This window comes from Aeromonas sp. SG16, assembly GCF_024436135.1.
GTDB lineage: Bacteria > Pseudomonadota > Gammaproteobacteria > Enterobacterales > Aeromonadaceae > Aeromonas > Aeromonas jandaei.
The window spans coordinates 1-21,615 of sequence record NZ_JANFNW010000007.1 but is presented as its reverse complement, the minus strand read 5'-3'; the positions used below and the strand labels follow the sequence as shown (position 1 = coordinate 21,615).

The following is a 21,615-nucleotide window of genomic DNA, read 5'->3' as shown; positions in this document are numbered from 1 at the left end:
AAAAATCCACCACCCGTCACATTTTTTGTGTAGAATACGCGCCCATAAGAGAGCGCCGCACCAAGCGGGCATTTCTTAAAGCACTTTTGCCGTTGTCAGGCCTGTGGCGAGAGTGGTTTGCGAAATCCCCCCACTTCCATTTATTTGGGGACTCTCTGTGTTGAGCCTCGCCTCCCATGGAACGGTCCCCGTTATGTTGAGGACGATAGTGTGATGGAACAAGCTCGACCCATTCGCCGTGCACTGCTGAGTGTGTCTGACAAAACCGGCATTCTGGAATTTGCCAAGGCACTCAACGAACGCGGCGTCGCCCTGCTCTCTACTGGCGGTACTGCCAAGTTGCTCGGCGAGGCGGGTCTGCCGGTGACCGAGGTCTCCGACTACACGGGTTTCCCTGAAATGATGGATGGCCGGGTCAAAACCCTGCATCCCAAGGTTCATGGTGGCATTCTCGGCCGTCGGGATCAGGATGACGCCATCATGGCTCAGCACGCTATCTCCCCCATCGACATGGTTGTCGTCAACCTCTATCCCTTTGCTGCTACCGTTGCCAAAGCGGGCTGCACTTTGGCCGATGCGGTCGAAAACATCGACATCGGCGGCCCGACCATGGTTCGCTCTGCGGCTAAAAACCACAAAGATGTCGCGATCGTGGTCAAAGCTGCCGACTACGATCGCGTTATTCGCGAGATGGATGCCAACGGCAACAGCCTGAAACTGGCCACCCGTTTCGATCTGGCCATCGCCGCCTTCGAGCACACCGCTGCCTACGACGGCATGATCGCCAACTACTTCGGTACCATGGTGCCCTCTTATGGTGACAACAAGGAGGGTGACGAGGAGTCCCGCTTCCCGCGCACCTTCAATAGCCAGTTCATCAAGAAGCAGGACATGCGCTACGGCGAGAACAGCCATCAGGCTGCTGCTTTCTATGCCGAGGAGCATGCCGCGCCGGGTTCCGTCTCCAGCGCTGTCCAGCTGCAGGGCAAGGCGCTCTCCTACAACAACATCGCCGACACCGATGCTGCGCTGGAGTGCGTGAAGGAGTTCGACGAGCCGGCCTGCGTCATCGTCAAACATGCCAACCCCTGCGGCGTTGCCATTGGTGACGACCTGCTGAGTGCCTACGATCGCGCCTACCAGACCGACCCCACTTCTGCCTTTGGCGGTATCATCGCCTTCAACCGCGAACTGGATGGCGCCACTGCCAAAGCCATCGTCGAGCGTCAGTTCGTCGAGGTGATCATCGCCCCGACTGTCAGTCAGGAGGCCCGCGAAGCGGTCGCTGCCAAGCAGAACGTGCGTCTGCTTGAATGCGGTCAGTGGACGGCCCCGGCGCAAGGGTTTGACCTCAAGCGCGTCAACGGCGGCCTGCTGGTGCAGGAGCGGGATCTCGGCATGGTGACGCTGGGCGACCTGACCGTAGTCAGCAAGCGTCAGCCAACCGAGGCCGAGCTGCAGGATCTGCTGTTCTGCTGGAAAGTGGCCAAGTTCGTCAAATCCAATGCCATCGTCTACGCCAAAGATGGCCAGACCATCGGTGTTGGCGCCGGCCAGATGAGCCGCGTCTATTCGGCCAAGATTGCCGGTATCAAGGCGGCAGATGAAGGGCTGACCGTGGCGGGCTCCGTCATGGCATCCGATGCCTTCTTCCCGTTCCGCGACGGCATCGATGCGGCCGCCGCTGCCGGTATCTCCTGCGTGATCCAGCCGGGTGGCTCGATGCGCGATCAAGAGGTGATCGACGCCGCCGACGAGCACGGCATGTGCATGGTATTCACCAACATGCGCCACTTCCGTCACTGATGGATCAGGGCCGCCACGGGCGGCCCTTTTGTTGTCTCTTTTCCACTGACTATTGCGACCGGCTTCCCTCTGGCGGAAGCCTGTGACCCACATAGAAGCGAGCGATACGATGAAAGTACTGATCATTGGCAATGGTGGCCGCGAACACGCCCTGGCCTGGAAGGCCAAGCAATCCCCTCTGGTGACCCGGGTCTTCGTCGCCCCCGGCAATGCCGGCACCGCGCACGAAGGGAGCATCGAGAACGTGGCCATCGCTGCGACCGATATCCCGGCTCTGCTGGCGTTTGCCAAGGAGCAGCGCATCGGTCTGACCATCGTTGGCCCGGAAGCGCCGCTGGTGAAAGGGGTGGTCGATGCCTTCCGTGCCGAGGGACTGGCCATCTTCGGTCCGACCGCGGCTTCTGCCCAGCTGGAGGGCTCCAAGGCCTTCGCCAAGGATTTTCTGGCCCGTCATGCCATCCCGACTGCCGAGTACCAGAACTTCACCGAGGTGGAGCCAGCGCTGGCCTATCTGCGCGAGAAGGGCGCGCCCATCGTCATCAAGGCCGATGGTCTGGCCGCTGGCAAGGGGGTTATCGTGGCGATGACCCTGACCGAGGCCGAAGAGGCCGTGCGCGACATGCTCTCCGGCAATGCCTTTGGCGACGCCGGTGCCCGGGTAGTGATCGAGGAGTTCCTGGAAGGGGAAGAGGCGAGCTTCATCGTCATGGTCGATGGCGAGCATGTGCTGCCGATGGCGACCAGTCAGGATCACAAGCGGGTAGGGGATGGCGATACCGGCCTCAATACCGGCGGTATGGGCGCCTATTCGCCGGCGCCTGTGGTGACTGATGAAGTGCACCGCAAGGTGATGGAGCAGGTGATTATGCCGACCGTGCGCGGCATGGCGGCCGAGGGCAACGTCTACACCGGTTTCCTCTACGCCGGCCTGATGATCGACGGTCAGGGCAATCCCAAGGTGATCGAATTCAACTGCCGTTTCGGCGATCCCGAGACCCAGCCCATCATGCTGCGGATGCGCTCCGATCTGGTGGAACTCTGTCTGGCCGCCTGTGCCGGCAAGCTGGATCAGGTAGAAGCGAATTATGACCCCCGCGTGGCCATTGGTGTGGTGCTGGCAGCTGGCGGTTATCCCGGCGACTACCAGCAGGGCAAGGCCATCAGCGGTCTGCCGGTGGAAGAGGCGAGCGGCGAGAAGGTATTCCACGCGGGAACCCGCCTTGATGGCGATACCGTAGTGACCGCCGGTGGCCGGGTGCTGTGCGCCACCGCGCTGGGCCACACAGTGGCCGAAGCGCAGCAGCGTGCCTATCAGCTGGCTGCCCGGATCCAGTGGGACGGTGTCTTCTATCGCAATGACATCGGCTGGCGCGCCATCGAACGTGAACAGCAGGCTGGTTGATGGCCGATACCCGCAGTAACAAGCCCCGCCAATGGCGGGGTTTTTTATGCCGGAAAGTGCCTTATTGTCGATGCATTCATGTTGCCGTGGTTAACAAGCGAGGCACTCTTGTCACCATTTGCCACAAAAAACATCATTTTTCACAAACGCTTCACCATGAGTCATGGCATTATGCTGGTGATGAATTCCTGTTTGGATTCATAGGTGACCCTAATAATTTGAGCATGTTGTTATATAAGGAAATCCCATGTTGAAAACTGTTCGCCCCCTGCTGCTGCCCCTGATGTTCGGTCTGATCGCGTTACCTGCCATGGCTGGCGATCTGGAACAGCCGATGAAGAAGATTGGCTTCAACTACAAGCAGGCGGTCAAGGCTGATGATGCGGCTACCATGGAGAAGCACATCAACGAGATGAAGGCTCAGCTCGACATCGCCAAGCAGAAGAACATGCCTGCCGCCAAGAAGGAGAAGTTCCTCGAGGGCATGAATGAGGTACAGACCGAGCTGGATGCCAGCCTGGCTGCACTCAAGGCCGGTGACGAAGCCAAGGCGCGCGAGCACCTGGCCAAGGTCAACGACCTGAAGAAGGAGTATCACAAGTATGCCAAGCAAAAAGGGTGATCCCTTTCGCTGGGATGCAGTGGTTCGCCTGACCCATTGGGGTGTGGCGGCCATCTGTATCGGCAATCTCTGGCTCAATGAGGCGGGAGAGGATTGGCACGAGTGGCTCGGTTATACGGCTATCGCGCTGGTCTCCGTGCGTTTGCTCTGGGGGCTCACCTTTGCCCGTGGCTACGCCCGCTTGGGCGCCCTCATCCCCAAAGGTGAGGATTTTCGCCAGCAGATGCACGAGATGCGTGAACGGTTGCCACCGGCGCCAGGCCATCATGGCAGCGGCAAGTTGGCGGTATGGGCGCTCTGGTTGCTGGTGCTGGCAACTGCCGGTACCGGCTGGTTCCAGAATACCGAGATGGGTTTTGATCTGGGGGCTGATGACTGGCACGTCTGGTGCACCTGGGCACTGCAGGGCATGATCGCACTGCATCTGCTGGCCATAGGGTTCACCTCGTGGCGTCAGCGCAGCAGTCTGGTGATCCGAATGCTGCCCTCGCTTCCCCGTCACGCCTCGAACCAGTGTCGCGACGAGCAGACCTGAGGCTCAGCATTAGGCTCCTTGCCCTCGCTCGAGGTGCCTGATCCGGACCCTGCCCAGACCCGCCAATGGCGGGTCTTTTCTTATGACCTTATCGATCTCATCACTGGACATTGCCCTATCCGCAGATGCAAAAAGGCCGCTCATGATGAGCGGCCTTTTTTCAATTTGGTGGCCCCTGGGGGACTTGAACCCACGACCAATCGATTATGAGTCGACTGCTCTGACCAACTGAGCTAAGGGGCCAAATTGTGCGTTTAGCGGCGTGGATTATAGGGGAAGAGGAAAGGGCAGTCTATAGGCATATCAACCACTTGGCGACTAATTGTCCAGCTTGATAGAGGACGCAAAGCGGGTAGCAAGGGTAAATTCCAGACAAAACAAAGCCCCGCATGGCGGGGCTTTGGCAAGCTGGTTGGCACTACCCGGATTATTCGTCCAGGAAGCTGCGCAGCACTTCCGAGCGGCTCGGGTGGCGCAATTTGCGCAGTGCCTTGGCTTCAATCTGACGAATACGCTCACGGGTAACGTCGAACTGCTTGCCCACTTCCTCGAGGGTGTGGTCAGTATTCATGTCGATACCGAAACGCATCCGCAGCACCTTGGCTTCGCGAGCAGTCAGACCGGCCAGTACTTCGCGGGTAGCGTTGCGCAGGCTTTCGCTGGTTGCGGCATCGGCCGGCAGAGCCAGGGTGGTATCTTCGATGAAGTCGCCCAAGTGGGAATCTTCATCATCACCGATGGGCGTCTCCATGGAGATAGGCTCTTTGGCGATTTTCAGTACCTTGCGGATCTTGTCTTCCGGCATACCCATGCGCATGGCCAGCTCTTCCGGGTTCGGTTCACGACCCATCTCCTGCAGCATTTGACGGGAGATACGGTTGAGCTTGTTGATGGTCTCGATCATGTGTACCGGGATACGGATGGTACGGGCCTGATCCGCGATGGAGCGGGTAATGGCCTGACGGATCCACCAGGTTGCATAGGTCGAGAACTTGTAGCCACGACGGTATTCAAACTTGTCTACCGCCTTCATCAGACCGATGTTGCCTTCCTGGATCAGATCCAGGAACTGCAGACCGCGGTTGGTGTACTTCTTGGCGATGGAGATAACCAGACGCAAGTTGGCTTCAACCATCTCTTTCTTCGCACGGCGGGCCTTGGCCTCACCGATGCTCATGCGACGGTTGATATCCTTGATCTGGGCAATCGACAGACCGGTCTCTTCTTCGATCTGCTGCAGTTTGCCGATGGCGCGCTGCACCTCTTCATCCATCTCCATCAGACGGGGAGACCAGGCTTTGCCAGCCTGTTTCTGGTATTCAAACCAGGCAGTTTCGCACTCGTTGTTGGTGAAGGCCGCGACGAAGGTTTTCTTCGGCATCTTGGCCTGCTCAACGCAGAGTTTCATGATGATGCGTTCCTGCACGCGGACGCGCTCCATCATTTCGCGCATGTTGTTGACCAGGCGATCGAACTGCTTGGGCATCAGGCGGAATTGACGGAACACATCGGCCAGCTGGGCGATGGCGGCCTGGGTATCATCGTGCGCGCGACCATTCTTCTGAATGGAGAGGCGGGTCACTTCATACTGGGCGCGCAGTTCGGCGAACTTCTCGCGAGCGACTTCCGGATCCGGACCACCGTCACCGTCATCGTCAGAGTTGTCGCCGTCTTCGTCTTCATCTTCGTCTTCATCTTCGTCTTCGTCAGCCAGGTCATCCTCGCTGAGTTCGGAACCGATGTGCGTGGCGGTCGGCGCCATATCTTCGGTATCGTTCGGATCGATAAAACCGGAGATGATGTCGGAGAGACGCAGCTGCTCGGCTTCGTACTTGTCGTACTGTTCGAGCAGGTAAGTGATGGCTTCCGGGTACTCGGCTACGGAGCTTTGTACCTGGTTGATACCGTCTTCGATCCGCTTGGCGATGTCGATTTCGCCTTCGCGGGTCAGCAGTTCGACAGTACCCATTTCCCGCATGTACATGCGGACGGGATCGGTCGTGCGACCAATCTCGGATTCAACAGATGCCAGAGCCTGGGCCGCTGCTTCGGCAGCGTCCTCATCGGCGGTACCCCCTTCAGCCATGATCAAGTCATCGGCATCCGGAGCGTTTTCAACCACTTGAATGCCCATATCGTTGATCATCTGAATGATGTCTTCGATCTGGTCTGAATCGACAATATCTTGCGGGAGGTGATCGTTCACCTCGGCATAGGTCAGGTAGCCCTGTTCTTTACCTTTGGCAACGAGGAGTTTAAGCTGAGACTGCGGGGTTTGCTCCATAGAACTCATCCGGTTGGTGCTGCTAGGTTGCGCGTACAGTGCGCTGCTGCGCAAATAGCCAATTCTAATAGAAAACCGCCAGACATGCTATGTCTGGTTGCGGCGTCGGTCATGAGAAACCCCTGCCCGCAGTATTGTCGGGGCCAGGCGGTTATAAAATTTTTGCTTTTCATCCCGTCGATTCGGGCAACGCTATCCATATTGGGACTAATCACTCAAATATCAAGCCCCACTCTCATTTCTTTTCTCAATTTGCACCTCTCTGATCAGCATCATCAACTCTTGGGTTTCTTCGGAGCTTAGTCCTTCCTGAGCCACTTTGGCCTGCAATTCTTCGATCCGTTGTTTCAGAAACAGGTTGATGAAACCGACGAAGGTATCCTGCAACTCTCCAAGAATATCCGGCTCCTGATCGAGTTTGATCTCCTCGAACAGGTCGTGCATCGCCAGCTGGGCGAGGATTTCCCCCTCTTTGGTGCCGCGCCAGTGCTCCAGCAGGATGCCGGTAGTGATACCGGGCTGTGCCAGGATCTGCTGATGCAGCTGCAGCAGGAAGGTAATCCCTTGCAAGCGCAAACCCGCCAGCTCCGGCATTGCCGGTAGCTCTGCCGTCACGGCCGGGTATTGAACCATCAGGGCCAGTGCCCGGCGCAGCGGGGTCAGTTTGGCTGCCTTGGGCTTGTTGACCTCGGCCTTGGGTTGGCTGTTGCGGGCAAAGAGCTCGGCAATTCGCTGCTTGTTTTCGCCCCAGCGCATCATGCTGGAGAGGCGGGTGATCAGCCCCTCACGGGTGAACCCTTCCGGTACACGGCGGATAAGTTCTGCGGCCTTGTTGGCCACTTCAAACTTGCCCGCTTCACCGGAGAGCGCCGCGTCGCGACCGAGACGCTCGAACATGAAGTCGGCGAACGGCTGGGCTTCATCGAGCAGGGCTTCAAAGCCCTCCTTGCCGATCTGGCGTACCAGCGAGTCGGGATCCTCACCATCAGGCAGGAACACGAATTTGAGTTCGCGGCCATCCTGCAGATGGGGGAGGGCGTTATCCAGCGCCCGCCACGCGGCTTCACGACCGGCGTTGTCGCCGTCGTAGCAGCAGACCACCTCGGCGGTGGTACGAAACAGGGTATGGATGTGATCACTGGTGGTCGCGGTACCCAGTGCCGCCACCGCATAGTCGATGTCGTACTGTCCGAGCGCCACCACATCCATGTAGCCCTCAACCACCAGGATCCGGCGCGGATCCTTGTGTGCCTGCTTGACCTCATAGAGGCCGAACAGCTCCCGCCCTTTATGGAAAATCGGGGTTTCCGGCGAGTTGAGGTATTTGGGGGTGCCGTCACCCAGTACCCGCCCGCCGAAGCCGATGACCCGGCCGCGCTTGTCACGGATCGGGAACATGATGCGATCGCGGAAACGATCGTAGCTGCCCCCACCACTCTCACGAGTGATCAGCATGCCACCCGAGATAAGCAGCTGTTCGTGATCCCGGCTGGCGCCAAAGCGGCGACGCACCTGATCCCAATCGCTTGGGGCATAACCGATGTTGAAGCGTTTGACCACTTCACCGGTCAGCCCGCGTCCCTTGAGGTACTCCACCGCATGGGGAGCACTCTTGAGATTGCTCTCGTAGAAGCGGGCGATCTGGTTCATCAGCTCGAACAGATCCTTGCTGACGGCTGGCTGGCTATGGCCAGATCCGCCGCTGCTCTGCTCGCGGGGCACCTGCATGCCCTGCTGGCTGGCGAGTTCTTCGATGGCGTCGGGGAATTCGAGGCCGTCATACTCCATGACAAAGCCGATGGCGTTGCCGTGGGCGCCACAGCCGAAACAGTGATAGAACTGCTTCTCTTGGCTGACGGTAAAAGAGGGGCTTTTTTCGTTATGAAAAGGGCAGCAAGCCTGGTAGTTCTTACCGGCTTTTTTCAGCCGCACTCGCGAGTCGATCAGCTCGACTATGTCTGTGCGTGCGAGCAGATCGTCGATAAAGGATTGGGGGATCCTGCCTGCCATAACCGTCCTGTTTCACTGCGATAGAAAATAAAAAAGCCGCGCATTCACAAGGAAGCACGGCTTCTTCGACCAAACAAGAGTTTGCCTGTTACGCCAAGCGGGTTTTCACCTGAGCACTGACGGCGCCGACATCGGCACGACCCTGAATTTTTGGCTTCAAGACAGCCATGACTTTACCCATGTCAGCCATGACGGCAGCACCGCTCTCGGCGATGGCTTGCTCGATCAGGGCGGCAATTTCGTCTGCGGTCAGTTGTTGAGGCAGGAACTCCTGCAGCACAACGATCTCGGCGGACTCTTTGTCGGCGAGATCCTGGCGACCGGCAGCTTCAAATTGGCTGATGGAATCGCGGCGCTGTTTGACCATCTTGGTCACGACAGCGAGGATATCCTCATCATTGAGCTCGACACGGGTATCGACTTCACGCTGCTTGATTTCTGCCATCAACAACCGGATAGCGCCCAACCGCGGCTTGTCTTTGGCAAGCATGGCGAGCTTTTGCTGATCCTTGAGTTGATCCTTCAGAGACACGGCATGATCCCTTGATTAGTACAGGCGGATACGACGTGCGTTTTCGCGAGACAGCTTCTTGGCGTGACGCTTAACGGCAGACGCTTTGGCGCGCTTACGAATGGTAGTCGGCTTCTCGTAGAACTCACGGCTACGAACTTCGGACAGGATACCGGCTTTTTCGCAAGAACGCTTGAAGCGACGCAGAGCAACGTCAAACGGCTCATTTTCACGGACTTTGATTACTGGCATGTGCCTTTCACCTCAGTGATAAAATTGTTAGCTGACCTTCAATCGATCAGCATGACTTAAAATGGTGCGAAATTATACTCTGGACAGGGAATGAAAGTAAACCCGCAGAGATCGCTCTGGTTTAAAAAACCCGCGAAGGTTACCATAGCCGTCTCATTTTAGCAGTGAAAATTTTTAGCAATGCGTGTATTGGGCATAGAGACATCCTGTGACGAAACCGGGATCGCGATCTTCGACGATCAAAAAGGGATCCTTTCCCACCAGTTATATAGCCAGGTCAAGCTGCATGCGGACTACGGTGGCGTTGTCCCCGAGCTCGCCAGCCGGGATCACGTTCGCAAGACGATCCCGTTGATCCAGGCCGCATTGCGGGAGGCGGGGCTGGGCAAGGATGACATCGATGGCATCGCCTATACCGCGGGTCCGGGTCTGGTTGGCGCCATTCTGGTGGGGGCCACCATTGGCCGTTCGCTGGCGATGGCGTGGAACAAGCCGGCCATCGCCGTCCACCATATGGAAGGTCACCTGCTGGCGCCCATGCTGGAAGAGAAGGCCCCCGAGTTTCCCTTCGTGGCGCTGCTGGTCTCCGGCGGCCACTCCATGCTGGTGCGGGTTGATGGCATCGGCAGCTACCAGCTGCTGGGCGAATCCATCGACGATGCCGCCGGCGAGGCGTTCGACAAGACCGCCAAGCTGATGGGGCTGGACTATCCGGGTGGCCCGCTGCTCTCCCGTTTGGCCGAGAAGGGCACCACCGGACGCTTCCACTTCCCCCGTCCCATGACTGATCGCCCCGGGCTCGACATGAGCTTCTCCGGCCTCAAGACCTTTGCCGCCAATACCATTGCTGCCAACGGTGATGATGAGCAGACCCGTGCCGATATTGCCCGTGCGTTTGAAGACGCGGTGGTCGATACCCTGGCCATCAAGTGCCGTCGTGCCTTGAAAGAGACCGGTCTCAAGCGTCTGGTGGTGGCGGGTGGAGTCAGTGCCAACCGCCACCTGCGCGCCCAGCTGGCCGAGCTGATGGAGAGCCTCAAGGGCGAAGTGTTCTATCCGCGCACCGAATATTGCACCGATAACGGCGCCATGATCGCCTATGCCGGCATGCAGCGCTTGAAGGCGGGCGTGTTCGAGCCGCTTGCGGTCAAGGCCGTGCCGCGCTGGCCGCTGGATACCCTGGATCCGGTCTGATCCTGAGGATCCGGCTTCTGCCGGGCCAGTGATGTAACATGCCCCGGGCATGCTCTCTGTGAAGACGGGAGCCTGTCCGGGGCATTTTTATTGCTGCGCCACGGCCTGCCTGATTGCTCCTTGTGGATCGGAAGATCCCTCCGCTGCGTCTGCGGTCACCCCCTCAAGCCCACTGTTGGCATCCATGCCGCGCTATATTTGGCTAAATGACCTCATTTTTCCTTATGCCTTTGCCAGCTCCTGCCTGTGGCTCTGTTTTCGTCCTTTATTACCGCCAGCTCGCCATCGTCCGATCCTGATAGATGCCTGCGCCCACAGAGTGCCGCCAGAACGCGCCTGATAAAGAGCTGAGGAAAAGGATGTTACTGTGCTAGGCGAAGCCATGCATGGCCATCTGCTGCGTTTGATAGGGGTTGATGCGGAATCCTGCGCCACGGGTTCTCTATCAGCAGCCAGTGTCTGAGAGAGGCGCAAAAAAATCCCCGCCAGCTGGCGGGGATTTTTGATTGGCGATCGACAGGCGATGCGATTACAGCATGATGCCGCCGAAGAAGAAGCCCAGCGCCACGGCAATCGCGATGGTGGCGGTGCCGGGGATAAAGAAGGGGTGGTTGAACACGGCTTTGCCGATGCGGGTTGAGCCGGTGTCGTCCATCTCTACCGCGGCCAGCAGGGTCGGGTAGGTCGGCAGTACGAACAGGGCGCTCACGGCCGCGAAAGAGGCGATGGCGGTCAGCGGGCTGACACCCAGAGCCAGAGCGGCAGGCATCAGGGCCTTGGTGGTTGCACCCTGTGAGTAGAGCAGCATGGCGGCGAAGAACAGTACCACGGCCAGCAGCCAGGAGTACTGGTTCAGCAGGTCGCCAGCGATCAGCTGGATGGTGTCCATGTTGCCTTTTACGAAGACGTTACCCAGCCAGGCCACACCCAGTACGCAGATACAGGCGGACATACCGGACTTGAAGGTCGGCATGTTGGTCACTTGAGTAGCGTCCAGTTTGCACACCAGAGTCATGATGGTGGCAGCGGCCAGCATGATGCCCATGATGGCGCCATCGCGGGGGATCGGCGGGTTGGTGATGAGGCCAACTTTACCGGAGATCGCGGTGGCATAGGCCATCACGGCCACGATGGCGGCGATGAAGATCCAGACGGACAGCTTGGCGTAGGGTTTGATTTCCAGCTGGCTGGTGCCGCGCAGCTTGATCTGGCCCTTGGCTTTACGCTCCAGATAGACTTCGTCCTGCTCCAGCGGCTTGCCCATCATGTTGGCGATGAAGGCACCCAGGATACAGGCCAGGAAGGTGGAGGGGATGCAGATGGCCAGCAGGGTCAGGTAGTCAACACCGAACGGCTCGAGCATGCCGGAGAAGGCAACCACAGCGGCAGAGATCGGGGAGGCTGTGATGGCGATCTGGGAGGCGACAACCGCGATGGAGAGCGGACGGGACGGACGGATCCCCTGCTCTTTGGCCACTTCTGCGATAACCGGCAGGGTGGAGAAGGCGGTGTGACCGGTACCGGCCAGCATGGTCATCAGATAGGTGACGACCGGGGCGGCGAAGGTGATGTATTTGGGGTTCTTGCGCAGCGCTTTTTCAGCCAGGGAGACCAGATAGTCCATCCCGCCAGCCAGTTGCATACAGGCGATGGCGCAAATGACGGACGCAATGATCATGATTACATCCCAGGGGATGTAGGTGACCAGCTGATCGCTCGGGATCTGCACCCCGAGGCCCCAGGTCAGGACCAGAACCCCCAGACCACCGGCAAAGCCGATGCCGATGCTGCCTATCCGGGCGCCCAGATAGATAGCGGCGAGCACGACAAGTAACTCGATTCCAATCATAGCGATAACTCCATTTTTTAGTTTTTTGGTTTTTATTTGGCAAAAAGCCAATTCCCGATCGGGCTGGGGATAAAGACCAATCGGGAACTGACTTTAAATGGGCCGGGAAGATCCCGGCCCATGCGTCGCTTATACGGTGGTTTCGCGAGTGAAACGCTTGGCCTTGTATTGCGGGTTCATCAGGTTCTCGATGGAGAGGATCTCGTCCAGCTGCTCGGCGCTCAGCAGGCCGCGCTCCAGTACGACTTCGCGTACGTTCTTGCCGGTCTGGGCGCAGATCTTGCCAACGATGTCCCCTTCGTGGTGACCGATGAAGGGGTTCAGGTAGGTCACGATACCGATGGAGTTCAGCACGTGGTTCATGCAGATTTCCGGGTTGGCGGTGATACCTTCCACGCACTTCTCGCGTAGGGAGATACAGGCTTTTTCCATCAGGCTCAGGGATTCGAACATTGCCTGACCAATCACTGGCTCCATGACGTTCAGCTGCAGCTGACCGGCTTCGGCGGCGAAGGTGATGGTGATGTCGTTACCGAATACCTTGAAGCAGGACTGGTTGACCACTTCCGGGATAACCGGGTTGACCTTGGCCGGCATGATGGAGGAACCCGCCTGCATTTCCGGCAGGTTGATCTCTTTCAGGGCAGTGCGCGGGCCGGAGGAGAGCAGACGCAGGTCGTTACAGATCTTGGAGAGCTTCATGGCCAGACGCTTGATGGCGCCGTGCAGCATGACGTAGGCGCCGCAGTCGGAGGTCGCTTCGATCAGATCTTCAGCCGGTACATAGGCACGGCCGGTGATCTCGGCCAGACGCTTGATGGCCAGTGCAGAGTACTCGGGCGGGGTGTTCAGACCGGTACCGATGGCGGTAGCGCCCAGGTTCACTTCCAGCAGCAGCTCCTGGCAACGCTTGATGGATTTGATCTCTTCGCGCAGGGTGACGGCGAAGGCGTGGAACTCCTGACCCAGGGTCATCGGCACGGCGTCCTGCAGCTGGGTACGGCCCATCTTCAGGATCTTCTTGAACTCGTTAGCCTTGACGTCGAAAGCGGCGATCAGCGCTTCCAGGGCATGCAGGGTCACGTCGGTGCTGTTCACAACAGCAACGCGGAAACCGGTGGGGTAGGCATCGTTGGTGGACTGGCACTTGTTGACGTGATCGTTCGGGTTGATGACGTCGTAACGACCTTTCTCCAGACCCATGATCTCCAGTGCGATGTTGGCCAGCACTTCGTTGGTGTTCATGTTGACGGAGGTACCAGCACCGCCCTGGTAAACGTCGACCGGGAACTGGTCGAAGCACTTGCCGGTGTTCAGCATCAGGTCGCAGGCTTCCACGATCTTGTCTGCAATTTCAGGACGGATGGTACCGAGCTCGCCGTTGGCCAGCGCAGCGGCCTTCTTGGTCAGCACCATGCCACGTACGAATTCCGGAACGTCAGAAATCTTCTGAGAGCTGATCTTGAAGTTCTCGACAGCGCGCAGGGTGTGCACACCGTAGTAGAGATCATTGGAAACTTCTTTAGTGCCCAGCAAGTCTTCTTCAATGCGGACGTTCTTGATGTCGCTCATTGTAATGCCTCAGAAATCAGATAAATGGAAAAATCCTCACCGAGTGGTCGCGAGTTCCTTGCGCACAGCTCATCCTGAAGCACCACACACCGAGTGGGGCGATTGGGAGTGTGACCTCCCTAATAACTAATCAACATACTACTCCAATTGAGGTATCGGTTATTAGAGCTGGATCACTAATCTGGTGACATCTTCAAATTCCTTTGATGAATGTACACATATGTTGTACATGATTTATCAGCATGATTTTTATAAAAATTTGTAATTTTTTGCTGATTTTTTAGCGTCTGGTTGATGAGGGAGTCATTTGGGTGGCTTGAAATGGGCGGGTTGGCCCCCATTTATTGGGGGTAGGAAGTGGTGACTCGCGCGTCTGAACATCGTGTGCAGCTCCCGGTTCGCGGGACCACTTTTTCTCACATTTGACTGGTTGTGGAGCTTATATGGGCAAGCTGTTTCTGCTGTTGGTGGGTCTGGTGGTACTGGAGCTCACCGTGATGATCGAGGTCGGTTCTGTGATTGGAGCGCTGCCGACCGTCGGCTTGCTCATCCTGACCGCCATTCTGGGCTCTTCTCTGGTGCGCAGTGAAGGGCTCAAGACCCTGTTCAGTGCCCAGCAAAAGATGCAGCAGGGCGAGATGCCGGGCCGCGAAGTGATGGGTGGCATGATGCTGGCACTGGCCGGTCTGCTGCTGATCATCCCGGGTTTTGTCACCGACTTTTTCGGGATCCTGCTGCTGCAGCCCTGGCTGCGCAACAAGCTGGCCGACAAGCTGATCGGCAGCAACCAGTTCCGGATGCAGATGGGCGGTTTCCAGCGTACTCAATCGCCGTTTGAGCAATCTCTCGACGATCATCCGAAGCAGGGTGGCACCACCATCGAAGGCGAGTTTGAGCGCAAAGAGTAATCGACGAGACGAATAACCAGAGGCGAGTGACCGCTCAGGGCTTGCCCTGATGGCACAACGCCTCGAAGCGGTGTCGGGCATACCACCATGCGAGGGTGCCCGCCGCCAGATTGGCCAGCAAGATACCCAGATATATCCCCTGTTCTCCCCCCCATCTGGCGCCTAGCCAGGCTCCCGGCAGTAAAAAGCCAAACAGCCGCAAGCCGTTGAACAAGAACGAGATGCTCGATGCCCGCACGCCATTGAGCGCCGAGGCCAGCAGCATCACCATCCCCTGAAAGCCATATCCGATCGGTACCAGATGCAGATAGAGAACAATCAGGCGAATGACCTGTGGATGATCGCTGAACAGGTTGGCGATGAGTGGCGCCAGTAGCCAGGTCAGGCCATAGATGGCCAGCTGGAACAGCAGGGCAAAGCGCATGCTGCTCTGAAGCGCGGCTTTGGCCCGGGCCGGATTGCCGGCACCACAGTTTTGCGAGATGAAGGGGGCCAGCACGGAGGCGAGCGCCATCATCACGATCAGCAGCAGTGCCTCAACCCGCGATGCGGCGCCGTAAGCGGCCACCACTTCTGTTCCCAGACCGGCAAAAATCGTCATCAACACCGCATTGGCCAACGGATTGAGCATGTTGGTAAAAGAGGCGGGGATGGCGACATGGAGCAGTGCCCGCCAGTGGTAGAGCAGCCGGGCGCGCGGCGAGAGGCGCCACAGCAGCAACCCTTCCCGATGACGCAGGATGTAGAGGCTCACCAGCATGGCCATCAGCCATGAGATGGAGGTGGCGATGGCGGCACCCCGGATCCCCCACTCGGGGAAGGGGCCGATGCCGAAGATAAGCAGCGGATCCAGCATGCCGTTGACCAGACCGGCAACTGTCATGACGAGGCTGGGCGTCTTGGTATCGCCGGTGGCGCGGATGGCGGAGTTGCCCACCATGGGCAGCACCAGCATGGGCACGGTGAGATACCAGATCAGCATGTAGTCGTGGATAAGAGAGATAAGTTCGGCACTGGCGCCCAGCAGGGTAAATAGCGGTTTGATGGTGAGGGCGCCCCCTGCCGAGAGCAGGGTGACCAGAATCACCGCCAGAAACAGGCTATCGGTGGCGAGGTGGGCCGCCTCTTCATGCTTGCCCTGTCCCAATGCATGACCGATCACCGCCGAGAGGCCGGCTCCCAACCCCATGGCGAGCGAGGTGACCACGAAGGTGACCGGAAAGGTAAAGCTGATGGCCGCCAGCGCTTCGGTGCCCAGCATGCCAATAAAGAAGGTATCGACCAGGTTGAAGGCCAGAATGGCGACGATGCCGAGGATCATGGGGCCCGTCATCTGGCGCAGTACGACAGGGATAGGGGCTGTCAGCATGGGATTGATGCGGGTCAAGGGATCGTCTCTACATCTTGCTCGAAGAGCTGGGCTGATAACTGGGCTGGCGCTGCCAGCGAAGTTCGCGAAGAGAACAGGGGCGAACAATCGAAGTTGTTTATAGTACGTGAAAAAATTTTTTTTGTATTTGCCCTTGAAGGGTTAGCAACCTCACCCCACATCAGGGACATATCCGATTTGGCCTGGAACGGCCATTCCTCAAAGCAACAATGAGACTCATTTTGGGAGAGTTATCGATGAAAATTCGTCCACTGCACGACCGCGTCATCATCAAGCGCATCGAAGCTGAAGCCAAATCCGCTGGTGGTATCGTACTGACTGGTACTGCGGCTCAAAAGTCCACCCGTGGTGAAGTGCTTGCCGTGGGGACTGGTCGAATCCTGGATAATGGCGATGTCAAAGCGCTGGCCGTCAAGGTTGGCGACAAGGTTATCTTCAACGAAGGCTACGGCGTGAAAACCGAGAAGCTGGATGGTCAGGATGTGCTGATCCTGTCCGAGACCGACATTCTGGCGATTGTCGAAGAGTAATCCATCCCCACTTTTCTCCGAATTGATTGAAAGGATTGAACAAAAATGGCTGCTAAAGACGTTAAGTTTGGTAACGAAGCCCGCATCAAGATGCTGGAAGGTGTGAACATCCTGGCTGATGCCGTCAAGGTTACTCTGGGCCCGAAAGGCCGCAACGTGGTACTGGACAAGTCCTTCGGTGCCCCGACCATCACCAAAGATGGTGTTTCCGTTGCGCGCGAGATCGAGCTGGAAGACAAGTTCCAGAACATGGGCGCCCAGATGGTCAAGGAAGTGGCTTCCAAAGCGAACGACGCTGCGGGTGACGGTACTACCACTGCAACCGTTCTGGCTCAGGCTATCGTCAACGAAGGTCTGAAGGCCGTTGCCGCCGGTATGAACCCGATGGATCTGAAGCGCGGTATCGACAAGGCCGTTGTGGCTGCCGTTGCCGAGCTGCAGGCGCTGTCCCAGCCGTGTGCTGACAGCAATGCCATCGCTCAGGTTGGCACCATTTCCGCCAACTCCGACGAGAAAGTGGGCAAGCTGATTGCCGAAGCCATGGACAAAGTGGGTCGCGATGGCGTCATCACTGTTGAAGATGGTCAGGGTCTGGAAGATGAGCTGGCTGTTGTTGAAGGTATGCAGTTCGACCGCGGCTACCTCTCTCCGTACTTCATCAACAAACAGGAAACCGGTTCTGTCGAGCTGGACGACCCGTTCATCCTGCTGGTTGACAAGAAAGTCTCCAACATCCGCGAGATGCTGCCGGTGCTGGAAGGTGTCGCCAAAGCTGGCAAACCGCTGCTGATCGTTGCCGAAGACGTAGAGGGCGAAGCCCTGGCGACTCTGGTGGTCAACACCATGCGTGGCATCGTGAAAGTGGCTGCCGTCAAGGCGCCGGGCTTCGGTGACCGTCGCAAGGCCATGCTGCAGGATATCGCCGTACTGACTGGCGGTACCGTCATCTCCGAAGAAGTTGGCATGGAGCTGGAAAAAGCGACTCTGGAAGATCTGGGTCGTGCCAAGCGCATCGTCATCACCAAAGAGAACACCACCATCATCGATGGCGTGGGTGATGCAGGCGTGATCGAAGGCCGTGTTGCCCAGATCCGTCAGCAGATCGAAGAGACCTCCTCCGACTACGACCGTGAGAAGCTGCAAGAGCGCGTAGCCAAGCTGGCTGGCGGTGTTGCCGTGATCAAGGTCGGTGCTGCTACCGAAGTCGAGATGAAAGAGAAGAAAGCTCGCGTAGAAGATGCTCTGCATGCTACCCGTGCTGCTGTTGAAGAAGGCGTGGTTGCCGGTGGTGGTGTTGCGCTGGTTCGCGTTGCAGCCAAACTGGCTGGCCTGCGCGGTGACAACGAAGACCAGAACGTCGGTATCAAGGTTGCCCTGCGCGCCATGGAAGCCCCGCTGCGTCAAATCGTCATCAACGCCGGTGAAGAAGCTTCCGTCATTGCCAATGCGGTGAAGAATGGTGAAGGCAACTTCGGTTACAACGCTTACACCGAGCAGTATGGCGACATGCTGACCATGGGTATCCTGGACCCGACCAAGGTAACCCGTTCTGCACTGCAGTTCGCTTCTTCCATCGCCGGTCTGATGATCACCACCGAGTGCATGGTCACCGAGCTGCCGAAGAAAGATGCTCCGGCCATGCCTGATATGGGTGGCATGGGCGGCATGGGCATGATGTAATCATCATCCCGGCTCTGTTTGAGAAACGGCTCGCTTTGGCGGGCCGTTTTTTTTTATCCGGCTAAACTGAGAGTTGTTGATAAGGATGTTATTTGGAGATGGGTATGAAAAAACTGGGTTTGATTTCTTTGCTTTTTTCCCTGGCAAGCTTTTCCGTACTGGCATTGGGGACGCCTGCAGGGCCCGTGATTCTCAAGGTGACAGGCAATGTTAAAGCGGCAGAGACCGTTGATGGCGTTGCGCAGTTTGACCTTGCCATGTTGCAGGCACTGCCACAACACGAGATCGTGACCGGTAATCCCTGGGTTGATAAGCCCCACAAGTATCGTGGGCCCAAACTGGCTGATGTCCTGGCAGCTGTAGGTGCTGATGATGGCAATTCCATTACCCTGACTGCGCTCAATAGCTACCAGATCCGTATCAACTGGGACAAGGTCAAACGCTATGAGCCCATCCTTGCCTGGGAGGACGATGGTGTCGTCATGAAGGTGCGCGACAAGGGGCCGCTCTGGTTTATGTTGCCACTTGATCAACATCCGGAATTGAAACGCTCCGAATATACCGACATGATGATCTGGCAGCTCAGCTCGGTTGATATCCAGCATTAATCGTTTATTGCTCAGGAGTATGGGGTGAAGGAAAAGACCAAAGCCTGGCCACTTGTCGCCACTCTTTATTTTTTCATCCTGTTGTTTACGGGAAGTACTCTCTATTCTCTGGTTCAGATCCAGAATGCGACCCGAGTCATGGAGAAGTACACCTATGATGTCTCCTGGGCATTGATGCAATTGCAGCTAGAGTTGGGGCGGTTTCTGAATAGTGTCGAGGTTTACCACTACGGTGGCATCGACCACGACGCCCTGATGCTGCGTTATGACATTCTCTGGAGTCGAACCCCAATCCTGCTTAGCGGCCAATTGCGCAAGAGCATGGAGGACAAGCAGAAGACCCTGCGTCTGGTGCAGCTGATCGAAAGCAATATCCGCAATATGGAACCTGATATCACCAGCTTGAAAGTTGGATCTCCGGATTACCAGCAAATAATGATGCGCCTTGCACCTCTGCAGGAACCGCTCTCCTATTCTCTTGCGTCTGTCATGCAGAAAAATATCAACATCTATTCAGAGAACGATCGCCATTTTGCCCAACTGCGTAATGCTCTGCTGATGATGGTATCTGGTCTGGTTATCTCGGTACTCTTGCTCAGTGCGCTGCTTATATATGAAGGGCGGCGTCATTTCAGAGCTGTGCGGCGAGATCCTCTGACCGGATTGCCCAACCGGGTGGCCTTGCTGGAGATGATGGAGTCCTATGCAGCGCAAGAGATGCCATTTGGCCTGGTGCTGATCGATATCAATGACTTCAGGGATATCAACAGCAAGTTTGGTTACGACACCGGGGATTATCTGCTCAATGAATTGGCGAAGAGGGTCAAGGCTCTGTGCGAAGAAGGCGAGTCTTGTGGACGCCTTGGTGGGGATCAGTTTGCAATTATCCAGCGTGGTAGCAGTGATCTGCGGCAAATCAGGGAGCTGGTCGCGCGCCTATTGCATTCACTCAAACAGGATATGGTCTTTGATAATTACCCTTTCCGTCTTGAAGTCGGTATCGGCATAGCCTTTTATCCCGTTGATAGTGATAAAACCCAAGAGCTGTTGAGTCGGGTAGAGCAGGCCCTGTTCCATAGCCGCAAAACGCATGTTCCCTATGTCATTTATGATAATTCGCTGCTCAATGAGACTGCTCGTCGTAAACATCTTGCTTCAGATATGGTCATGGCGTTGGAACATAATGCGCTGGAGCTCTATTACCAACCCATCGTCAATCTTGAGACAGGTCGCTGTGAAGCGGTGGAGGCATTGCTGCGTTGGCGCCATCCCGAGCTTGGGTTTATCCCTCCCAATGAAGTCATCATGGTGGCTGAAGAGTTTCAGCTTGCCGAGCGGGTGGGCAGCTGGGTACTGAATACCGCTTGTGAGCAGCTCTATCAGTGGCACCAGCTTGGTCTCGTCGACTTGCAAATGTGCGTGAACATTTCTCCGGGTATGTACCAGCGCAATTTGTTGAAACTGGTTGCCAAGGCATTGATGGAACATCATCTGCCAGCACGAAGTCTGGTTCTGGAAGTCACGGAAGACACCACAATGAGGGAGGTGAAGAATTCGCTGCAATTGATGCAGGATTTGAATCAGCAGGGAGTGTTATTGGCGTTGGATGATTTTGGCACTGGCTACTCATCGCTCAGCTATTTGCAGAAGTTGCCGGTAAGCAAAGTGAAGATCGACCGCTCTTTCATCCAGGGGATAGAAACTTCGCTTGAAGCATCGGAGCTGGTCGCCAACATCTGCCGGATGGGTTCCATGCTTGGCAAGATTTTGGTGTGCGAAGGGATAGAGACACAAGCTCAGCTGGATGTCTTGCGCTCCCTGACCGATATCCACCTCTATGGCCAGGGATATCTCTTCAGCCGACCGGAACAGGCAGAAAAAATTTATCAAACCCTGCTGGAAATGGAAGAACTTTGGCTGGCTCGGCAACCATCCGACATCGCATGCATCAGCTAATAGATTGAATATGTGCCAGTTAAAGGTCTCTCGAAGATGTGATTTGGTTCAAAAGATGCGCACTATGTTTGTTATCTGAACGCTTGTTTGCATTTCTCAAAAAAATACGTAATCCCCCCTTGCCAGAACGAATTCACTCCCTATAATGCGCCTCCATCGACACGGCAAGCGGCAACGCAGAAAGCCAAGTCGATAACCTCGAAAAGCCTTTGCAAATAAGGCTTGACTCGAGAAAGCGGTTGAGTAGAATGCCACTCCCGCAGCAGCAAAAGCTGCGTCGCTCTTTAACAATTTGAATCAAGCAATCTGTGTGGGCACTCACAGCATCGAGCATCAAAAACAATTTTTGATTTTCAATGTCTGATGAAGTGACCAAAGCAACTTTTAGTTGCAGCAGTTAATTCAGCAATTCATTGAGCCGCCTTAACAGGCAACCAAACTTAAATTGAAGAGTTTGATCATGGCTCAGATTGAACGCTGGCGGCAGGCCTAACACATGCAAGTCG

17 protein-coding genes, 1 tRNA gene and 1 rRNA gene are annotated in these 21,615 nt (G+C 56.8%); 11 read left to right on the top strand and 8 right to left on the bottom strand.

Translation table 11 applies throughout. The annotated features are described in order from the left end of the window. Positions 1–213: 213 nt before the first annotated feature. The 4 genes from purH (at position 214) to NOM67_RS15665 (ending at position 4,365) form a co-directional block, all read left to right on the top strand. Positions 214–1,806: a bifunctional phosphoribosylaminoimidazolecarboxamide formyltransferase/IMP cyclohydrolase gene (gene purH, locus NOM67_RS15680; RefSeq protein WP_255938598.1), complete on the top strand. Its 1,593-nt coding sequence runs from the start codon at positions 214–216 to the stop codon at positions 1,804–1,806. A gap of 109 nt (positions 1,807–1,915) precedes the next feature. Next, entirely contained in the window at positions 1,916–3,208 is a 1,293-nt protein-coding gene (gene purD, locus NOM67_RS15675) for a phosphoribosylamine--glycine ligase (RefSeq protein ID WP_185227768.1), read from the top strand. Between the two features lie 247 nt (positions 3,209–3,455). Further along, a complete protein-coding gene (locus NOM67_RS15670; protein ID WP_041209147.1) occupies positions 3,456–3,830 on the top strand; it encodes a cytochrome b562 in 375 nt (124 codons plus the stop codon). Continuing rightward, complete coding sequence (locus tag NOM67_RS15665; protein ID WP_156853864.1) at positions 3,811–4,365, top strand: cytochrome b/b6 domain-containing protein; 555 nt, start codon at positions 3,811–3,813, stop codon at positions 4,363–4,365. The genes NOM67_RS15670 and NOM67_RS15665 overlap by 20 nt, the downstream gene beginning before the upstream one ends. Positions 4,366–4,531: 166 nt before the next feature. Here NOM67_RS15665 and NOM67_RS15660 read toward each other — a convergent pair. From NOM67_RS15660 to rpsU, 5 genes are all read right to left on the bottom strand, one after another. Further along, positions 4,532–4,608 (bottom strand) — tRNA-Ile (locus NOM67_RS15660). 184 nt (positions 4,609–4,792) lie between these two features. After that, complete coding sequence (rpoD, locus tag NOM67_RS15655) at positions 4,793–6,688, bottom strand: RNA polymerase sigma factor RpoD (protein ID WP_263975067.1); 1,896 nt, start codon at positions 6,686–6,688, stop codon at positions 4,793–4,795. A gap of 183 nt (positions 6,689–6,871) precedes the next feature. After that, positions 6,872–8,659 (bottom strand): DNA primase, encoded by a 1,788-nt coding sequence (gene dnaG, locus NOM67_RS15650; RefSeq protein WP_071913655.1) that lies wholly within the window; start codon positions 8,657–8,659, stop codon positions 6,872–6,874. A gap of 88 nt (positions 8,660–8,747) precedes the next feature. Beyond that, complete coding sequence (locus NOM67_RS15645) at positions 8,748–9,191, bottom strand: GatB/YqeY domain-containing protein (protein WP_005341238.1); 444 nt, start codon at positions 9,189–9,191, stop codon at positions 8,748–8,750. A 15-nt stretch (positions 9,192–9,206) separates the two neighbouring features. Continuing rightward, positions 9,207–9,422, bottom strand: a complete 216-nt coding sequence (gene rpsU / locus NOM67_RS15640; protein ID WP_005309452.1) for a 30S ribosomal protein S21 — start codon at positions 9,420–9,422, stop codon at positions 9,207–9,209. Between the two features lie 180 nt (positions 9,423–9,602). Between rpsU and tsaD the strand changes: the two genes are divergently transcribed. After that, on the top strand, positions 9,603–10,616 hold the full coding sequence (tsaD, locus tag NOM67_RS15635; protein WP_033113942.1) for a tRNA (adenosine(37)-N6)-threonylcarbamoyltransferase complex transferase subunit TsaD: 1,014 nt from the start codon (positions 9,603–9,605) through the stop codon (positions 10,614–10,616). 529 nt (positions 10,617–11,145) lie between these two features. On the opposite strand, the gene NOM67_RS15630 is transcribed toward tsaD, so the two are convergent. Both NOM67_RS15630 and aspA read right to left on the bottom strand, forming a co-directional pair. Next, entirely contained in the window at positions 11,146–12,465 is a 1,320-nt protein-coding gene (locus tag NOM67_RS15630; protein ID WP_041209157.1) for an anaerobic C4-dicarboxylate transporter, read from the bottom strand. A gap of 129 nt (positions 12,466–12,594) precedes the next feature. Next, positions 12,595–14,037, bottom strand: coding sequence for an aspartate ammonia-lyase (gene aspA, locus NOM67_RS15625; protein ID WP_033113944.1), 1,443 nt, complete (start codon positions 14,035–14,037; stop codon positions 12,595–12,597). Positions 14,038–14,480: 443 nt separating this feature from the next. On the opposite strand from aspA, the gene NOM67_RS15620 reads away from it, so the two are divergent. Beyond that, positions 14,481–14,945: an FxsA family protein gene (locus NOM67_RS15620; RefSeq protein ID WP_041209158.1), complete on the top strand. Its 465-nt coding sequence runs from the start codon at positions 14,481–14,483 to the stop codon at positions 14,943–14,945. Positions 14,946–14,979: 34 nt separating this feature from the next. On the opposite strand, the gene NOM67_RS15615 is transcribed toward NOM67_RS15620, so the two are convergent. Then, entirely contained in the window at positions 14,980–16,314 is a 1,335-nt protein-coding gene (locus NOM67_RS15615; RefSeq protein WP_255938792.1) for an MATE family efflux transporter, read from the bottom strand. A 257-nt stretch (positions 16,315–16,571) separates the two neighbouring features. Here NOM67_RS15615 and NOM67_RS15610 point away from each other — a divergent pair, with 257 nt between their 5' ends. The 5 genes from NOM67_RS15610 to NOM67_RS15590 form a co-directional block, all read left to right on the top strand. Then, a complete protein-coding gene (locus NOM67_RS15610) occupies positions 16,572–16,865 on the top strand; it encodes a co-chaperone GroES (protein WP_005309514.1) in 294 nt (97 codons plus the stop codon). 45 nt (positions 16,866–16,910) lie between these two features. Next, the gene (gene groL / locus NOM67_RS15605) at positions 16,911–18,545 is read left to right on the top strand and encodes a chaperonin GroEL (protein WP_005341224.1); all 1,635 of its coding nucleotides are present in this window, start codon (positions 16,911–16,913) and stop codon (positions 18,543–18,545) included. 104 nt (positions 18,546–18,649) lie between these two features. Next, a complete protein-coding gene (locus NOM67_RS15600) occupies positions 18,650–19,153 on the top strand; it encodes a molybdopterin-binding oxidoreductase (RefSeq protein ID WP_041209177.1) in 504 nt (167 codons plus the stop codon). 24 nt (positions 19,154–19,177) lie between these two features. Further along, a complete protein-coding gene (locus tag NOM67_RS15595; RefSeq protein WP_255938508.1) occupies positions 19,178–21,109 on the top strand; it encodes a bifunctional diguanylate cyclase/phosphodiesterase in 1,932 nt (643 codons plus the stop codon). A gap of 442 nt (positions 21,110–21,551) precedes the next feature. Further along, positions 21,552–21,615 (top strand): 16S ribosomal RNA (locus NOM67_RS15590); the annotation flags it as partial.

Excerpts from the sequence above, each read along its gene's own strand:
- dnaG (WP_071913655.1), bottom strand. The coding sequence starts at position 8,659 with ATGGCAGGCAGGATCCCCCAATCCTTTATCGACGATCTGCTCGCACGC.
- NOM67_RS15615 (WP_255938792.1), bottom strand. The coding sequence starts at position 16,314 with ATGCTGACAGCCCCTATCCCTGTCGTACTGCGCCAGATGACGGGCCCC.
- NOM67_RS15665 (WP_156853864.1), top strand. The coding sequence starts at position 3,811 with ATGCCAAGCAAAAAGGGTGATCCCTTTCGCTGGGATGCAGTGGTTCGC.
- rpsU (WP_005309452.1), bottom strand. The coding sequence starts at position 9,422 with ATGCCAGTAATCAAAGTCCGTGAAAATGAGCCGTTTGACGTTGCTCTG.
- purD (WP_185227768.1), top strand. The coding sequence starts at position 1,916 with ATGAAAGTACTGATCATTGGCAATGGTGGCCGCGAACACGCCCTGGCC.
- NOM67_RS15600 (WP_041209177.1), top strand. The coding sequence starts at position 18,650 with ATGAAAAAACTGGGTTTGATTTCTTTGCTTTTTTCCCTGGCAAGCTTT.
- purH (WP_255938598.1), top strand. The coding sequence starts at position 214 with ATGGAACAAGCTCGACCCATTCGCCGTGCACTGCTGAGTGTGTCTGAC.
- NOM67_RS15610 (WP_005309514.1), top strand. The coding sequence starts at position 16,572 with ATGAAAATTCGTCCACTGCACGACCGCGTCATCATCAAGCGCATCGAA.
- NOM67_RS15620 (WP_041209158.1), top strand. The coding sequence starts at position 14,481 with ATGGGCAAGCTGTTTCTGCTGTTGGTGGGTCTGGTGGTACTGGAGCTC.
- aspA (WP_033113944.1), bottom strand. The coding sequence starts at position 14,037 with ATGAGCGACATCAAGAACGTCCGCATTGAAGAAGACTTGCTGGGCACT.
- NOM67_RS15670 (WP_041209147.1), top strand. The coding sequence starts at position 3,456 with ATGTTGAAAACTGTTCGCCCCCTGCTGCTGCCCCTGATGTTCGGTCTG.
- tsaD (WP_033113942.1), top strand. The coding sequence starts at position 9,603 with ATGCGTGTATTGGGCATAGAGACATCCTGTGACGAAACCGGGATCGCG.
- NOM67_RS15630 (WP_041209157.1), bottom strand. The coding sequence starts at position 12,465 with ATGATTGGAATCGAGTTACTTGTCGTGCTCGCCGCTATCTATCTGGGC.
- groL (WP_005341224.1), top strand. The coding sequence starts at position 16,911 with ATGGCTGCTAAAGACGTTAAGTTTGGTAACGAAGCCCGCATCAAGATG.